At 59.6% G+C, this 5,328-nt stretch carries 5 protein-coding genes; 2 read left to right on the top strand and 3 right to left on the bottom strand.

The annotated features are described in order from the left end of the window. Positions 1–257: 257 nt before the first annotated feature. On the bottom strand, positions 258–491 hold the full coding sequence (locus SOX55_RS02180; RefSeq protein WP_325285795.1) for a helix-turn-helix domain-containing protein: 234 nt from the start codon (positions 489–491) through the stop codon (positions 258–260). A gap of 145 nt (positions 492–636) precedes the next feature. On the opposite strand from SOX55_RS02180, the gene SOX55_RS02175 reads away from it, so the two are divergent. Both SOX55_RS02175 and SOX55_RS02170 read left to right on the top strand, forming a co-directional pair. Beyond that, entirely contained in the window at positions 637–963 is a 327-nt protein-coding gene (locus SOX55_RS02175) for a hypothetical protein (protein ID WP_325285794.1), read from the top strand. Positions 964–1,249: 286 nt separating this feature from the next. Further along, positions 1,250–2,533, top strand: coding sequence for an O-acetylhomoserine aminocarboxypropyltransferase/cysteine synthase family protein (locus tag SOX55_RS02170; protein ID WP_325285793.1), 1,284 nt, complete (start codon positions 1,250–1,252; stop codon positions 2,531–2,533). A gap of 78 nt (positions 2,534–2,611) precedes the next feature. Here the strand turns inward: SOX55_RS02170 and SOX55_RS02165 are convergent, their stop codons facing one another. Together SOX55_RS02165 and SOX55_RS02160 are read right to left on the bottom strand one after the other, a co-directional pair. After that, positions 2,612–3,748 (bottom strand): YibE/F family protein, encoded by a 1,137-nt coding sequence (locus SOX55_RS02165; protein ID WP_325285792.1) that lies wholly within the window; start codon positions 3,746–3,748, stop codon positions 2,612–2,614. A gap of 70 nt (positions 3,749–3,818) precedes the next feature. Continuing rightward, positions 3,819–5,328 (bottom strand): alkaline phosphatase (locus SOX55_RS02160; protein WP_442873601.1); only part of this gene is annotated, 1,510 nt, incomplete at its 5' end.

Here is a 5,328-nt window from a genome sequence, read left to right as displayed (position 1 = left end):
CCCCCGTTATCACCACCGATAACAATTTGATAACAGCCCATCGTATAGGGCTGGATAATATGGACACATCAAATAATCAAAAAAATGAGGTATCAAATTTATGAAGCAAAATCCGTTAAATATGATGCCCAACAACGAGTGGGAATAAATCCCCGGAAGAATCAAATCCGGAAACCCTTGTGTATCAAGGGTTTCCGGATTTTCATTTTTATCTTTCAAACGCTCTTTGCGGACCAGCTTCAGAAGCAAGTCCCCATTCATTGATGCTCCAGATTGCTTTCCACATAAGCGAACAGCTCACTTGGCCTCACATCAAGAGCGGTCGCTATTTTCCAGATCGTCTCAATATTCGGGTGAATTGTTCCATTCTCGATCATTGTAAGATGTGTGCGAGCTATGCCTGCCAGACCGCTTAGTACCTCCTGCGACAGCTTTTTCTCTTTTCTTAAAGCCCGTATTGATTGGCCCAGGACTTCATAGCTGAAAAGCACACTCTTCCCTCCCCTCCCGGTTTCCTTTATCATACGGTCAAAAGCAAAATTTTATGTCTAAGAAGATAGATATAAACGTCTATTGTGCTATACTTCTTGCAGACGAGCAATCCCGTCAAACATTTTTTACAAAGGAGTTTTTGTTGTGGAGGAAAAAACGATCATTTCAAGCAAACAGGCCAACATTAAGGGAATCAGTCTTGTCATTGTATTGGTTGGAATCATCCTGTTTATCCTTGTTGTCCTGAACGCGGCCAGCAGCGGGTTTTACCTCGAAAAGATTGTGAGAGGCCAGTGGGACTATGTCCTTTTGAGTATGGTTCCTTACTTTGGCGCCATGACGCTTTTGCCCTTTGCGGTCATTGCCGCTTCAATATCAGGTCAAAAATCTGCCGGCGGAAAACCGGCTCCGGCAGGTTATTTCCAATTAAAATACCATTCTGATAGGTTAAAATTTGAAAAACCCTATTGACAAACCGGTTCCGCGGCGCTATAATCCCGATATACCAATCAATCAGATAGGTTTATCAAGATAAAGGAGGCGGGCCGGAATGAAGAACGTGTTTCTGCAGCTGCTGCGCAGCAACTTCCGCTGCGGACGAATGCCTTACTCCCGGACTGCTGTGCCGGGCGCTTTGCCGCGCCTGTGATCCGCCGTACACGTTGTCAGCGGGTCTTGTGTATCTGCAGTCCGGGAGCGATTTTGCCCCGGGCTTTTTCGTATTCCAAAATCAAAATTAAGGAAAGAGGTACTTATCATGAGTAACTATAAATTCGAGACGCTGCAGCTTCACGTGGGCCAGGAACAGCCCGATCCCGCCACGGATTCCCGTGCGGTGCCCATTTACCAGACTACCTCCTACGTCTTCCGCAACTCCGCCCACGCCGCCGCCCGGTTCGGTCTTGCCGACGCCGGCAACATCTACGGCCGCCTCACCAACTCCACCCAGGACGTGCTGGAGAAGCGCCTGGCGGCCCTGGAGGGCGGCGTGGCCGCCCTGGCCCTGGCCTCCGGCGCCGCGGCCATCACCTACACCATTCAGGCCCTGGCCCAGGCCGGCGACCACATTGTGGCCCAGAAGACCATCTACGGCGGCAGCTACAACCTGCTGGCCCACACCCTGCCCCAGTTCGGCGTGAGCACCACCTTCGTGGACGCCCATAACCTGGCCGAGGTGGAGAGCGCTATCCAGGACAACACCAAGGCTATCTATCTGGAGACTCTGGGCAACCCCAACAGCGACATCCCCGACATCGACGCCATCGCGGCCATCGCCCACAAGCACGGCCTGCCCCTGGTGATCGACAACACCTTCGGCACCCCCTACCTGATCCGTCCCATCGAGCACGGCGCCGACATCGTGGTCCACTCCGCAACCAAGTTCATCGGCGGCCACGGCACCACCCTGGGCGGCATCATTGTGGACTCCGGCAAGTTCGACTGGAAGGCCAGCGGCAAGTACGCCCCCATCGCCGCACCCAACCCCAGCTACCACGGCGTCAGCTTCGTGGACGCCGCCGGCCCCGCCGCCTTCGTTACCTACGTTCGTGCCATCCTCCTGCGGGATACGGGCGCCACGATCTCTCCCTTCAACGCGTTCCTGCTGCTCCAGGGCGTGGAGACCCTGTCCCTGCGGCTGGACCGCCACGCGGAGAACACCAGGAAGGTGGTGGAGTTCCTGGCCAATCATCCCCAGGTGGAGCACGTGAACCATCCCAGCCTGCCCGATCACCCGGACCACGCGCTGTATGAGAAGTACTTCCCCAACGGCGGCGCCTCCATCTTCACCTTCGAGATCAAGGGCGGCCAGGCCGAGGCCCACAAGTTCATCGACAGCCTGGAGATCTTCTCCCTGCTGGCCAACGTGGCGGACGTGAAGTCCCTGGTGATCCATCCCGCCACCACCACTCACTCCCAGCTGTCCCCCGAGGAGCTGCTGGACCAGGGCATCAAGCCCAACACCATCCGTCTGTCCATCGGCACGGAGCACATCGACGATATCATCGCCGACCTGGAAAAGGGCTTCGCCGCCGTCAGATAATCCTCTCTTCCCCTCTTCTCAACATCCTCTGCAAAGAGATGACGCCCGTTTCCGGGCGTCATCTCTTTTCTCATACATTCAGGACGGTCTGCGGGTCAGCAGCAGTCCGCTGGTGATGGCGGTGAGGGGCGCTACGGTCACCAGCCCGAAGGAGCCCACCACGGTGTGGACGATCTCCGCCGCCACGTATTTGTAGTTCAGAATGAACTCCACCGGCGTGCCCTGGGCCATGAATACCATCAGCAGGGCGATGTAGCTGCCGGAATAGGCCAGCAGCAGCGTGGTGGTGGTAGAGCCGCAGGCGGCCCGGCCCACGGCGAAGCCGGAGGAGATGGCCTCCCGGGCGGTGATGTCCGGCCGCTTCTGCACCACCTCGTACACGGAGGAGCAGATGTCCACCGACAGATCCATCACCGCGCCGGAGGACCCCAGGAAGATGGAGGCCATGAAGATGCTTGTCAGGTTCAGATTCTGATACCCGGCGTACAGCAGGCTCTCGCTGGACCCCATCACCGCGCCGTGGATGCGGAACAGGTTGGTGAACACCACCCCCAGCACTGCCGTGACAGCAATGCCCAGCGCCGCGCCGGAGACGGCGGCCAGACACCGGCGGTCAAACCCGTAGATCAGGCTGAGAATCAGGGCCGTCAGCGCCAGCACGATAGCCAGGGCCAGCCACACCGGGTTCCAGCCCCGCAGCAGGCAGGGCACCAGCACCTTCCACATCAGCAGAATGGTGTCCACGAAGGAGAGAATGGCCCGGACGCCGGTCCACCCGGCAAACAGCACCAGCAGCAGCAAAAACAGCCCCGCCAGCAGCGCCTCCTTGTCCAGCCGGTAGTGGTCCGTCATGGACACCACGGAGATGACGCCGCCGCTGTGGCTGACGGTGACGAAGGCCACGTCCCCGGGGGCGAACAGCTTGTCCTGGGCCAGAGAGCCGCTGAGCCGGTTGACGGCCTCGGCGGTCTGTCCCTTGAAATGGCCCCCCAGCAGCCGCACGGTGCACCGCTGCTCGCCGGTGCGGATGAGTCCGGTGTCCACGATGTCGCTCTCATCGGTGGCCAGCACCTCCGCCCGGACCCGGTCGGCGTTCTGATAGGTGAGCTTGCCCTCAAACCCGGTGGGCAGCGCCAGCAGCACCGCCAGCAGAATCAGGGCCGCCAGCACCGGGCCCTGGGTCCGCCGTGAGAAGGTGGGAAACGGTTTTTTCATAAAGCCTCCAAAAAAACGGCGGCACAGGGAGCGCCCGCTCCCTGTGTCCCGCAGAATATCGGCCCTCCGCTTACTTGACTTTCAGCAGGTCGGCCAGCTTGGTGTAGATAGCAGTGTTGTCATAGTAGCCGCCGAAGCTGTCGGCGCCGATGCCATCGGCGAAGACCGCCACCGGCAGGCCGGTGTGGGAGTAGCTGGTGAAGTCGATGCCGGACTTGTTGTTCAGAATGTGGGTGACGGTGACGGAGAAGGGATTGTAGGTGCCGTACAGCACGTACTGCTCCTGGGTGTACTTGCCGGAGTCACAGTCGCCCATGGCCAGCGCGTAGGCGTCCTTCAGCCGCTGAATCTCGTAGTCGGTCAGCACCAGCTTGTCGCCGGCCTCGCCGGTCATCTTCAGGCCGAACAGCGTTTCCACGTCCTTCATGGCGTCCTCGAAGGAGGTGCCGTTGGCCTTGTATTTTTCCACGTACTGCTCGTCAAACTGGGCGTAGGAGATGGTCTGGCTGGTCAGGTTGCTGAGGTAGGTGTCATAGTCGGTGCCGGCATAGCCGATGGTCAGGCCGCCGGTCTCGTGGTCGCCGGTCACCAGGATCAGGGTGTCTCTGGGATGCTGTTTTGCAAAGTCCACGGCCACCTGCACGGCGTCCGCCAGAGCCAGGGTGTCCGCCACGGTGGAGCCGGCGTCGTTGGCGTGGCAGGCCCAGTCGATCTTGCCGCCCTCGCACATCAGGAAGAAGCCCTTATTGTTGTTCAGCACCTCAATGCCCTTTTCCACATAGTCCGCCAGGGCCCACTCGCCCTCGCCGCGGTCCAGCTCATAGTCCATGGAGTCGGAGTCCGCCAGGTGCTCGTCAATGAGGATGACCTTCTTGTCCTTGGCAGTAACGGCCTCGGCGTCGGCCTGGGTGGTGGTCACCTTGTAGCCGGCGGCCTCCGCCAGATCGTAGAGGTTCTCCTGATCGCCGCTGCCGTCGGGCTTCTTCAGGGCGCCGCCGGCGAAGTACTCAAAGCCGGAGTTCACCATCTCCACGCCGATCTCATAGTAGTTGTTGCGACTGGCCTGGTGGGCGTAGAAGGCGGCGGGGGTGGCGTGATTCAGGTTCACGGAGGAGATGACGCCCACCTTCCAGCCCTTCTGGGCGTGCAGCCTCTCGGCGATGGTCTCATAGGACACGGTGCCGGTCTCGTCAGTGTTGATCATGCCGGAGTAGGTCTTGTGACCGGTGGCGATGGAGGTGGCGGTGGAGGCGGAGTCGGGGGCAAAGCTGCAGGAGTCATAGGTGACGGCGGAGCCGGCCACGTCGAAGTTCATGAAGTTCAGTTCCTTGGGGCCGTCCAGCACAGCGCCCTGGCGGTCCTTGACACTGGGCTCAGCCTGCATATAGTCCGGATCGGCCACAGTGCCCAGATAGTCGGAGGCGGCCTGGAACTGGGGATAGCTCATGCCGTCACCGATGAACAGGAACACATACTTGGGGGACTTGGGTGCCTCATACACGGCGGTGTCGCTGATGGTCACCGTGTCGTTCAGGGCGGCGTTCATCTTCTCGGCCACCGCGGCGGACTGGGGCGCGGCG

The sequence above is a fragment of the Dysosmobacter sp. genome, from assembly GCF_034093755.1.
Taxonomy (GTDB): domain Bacteria; phylum Bacillota; class Clostridia; order Oscillospirales; family Oscillospiraceae; genus Oscillibacter.
Note: the sequence above shows the minus strand (reverse complement) of the source record. Positions and strands in the feature narration are given on the sequence as shown.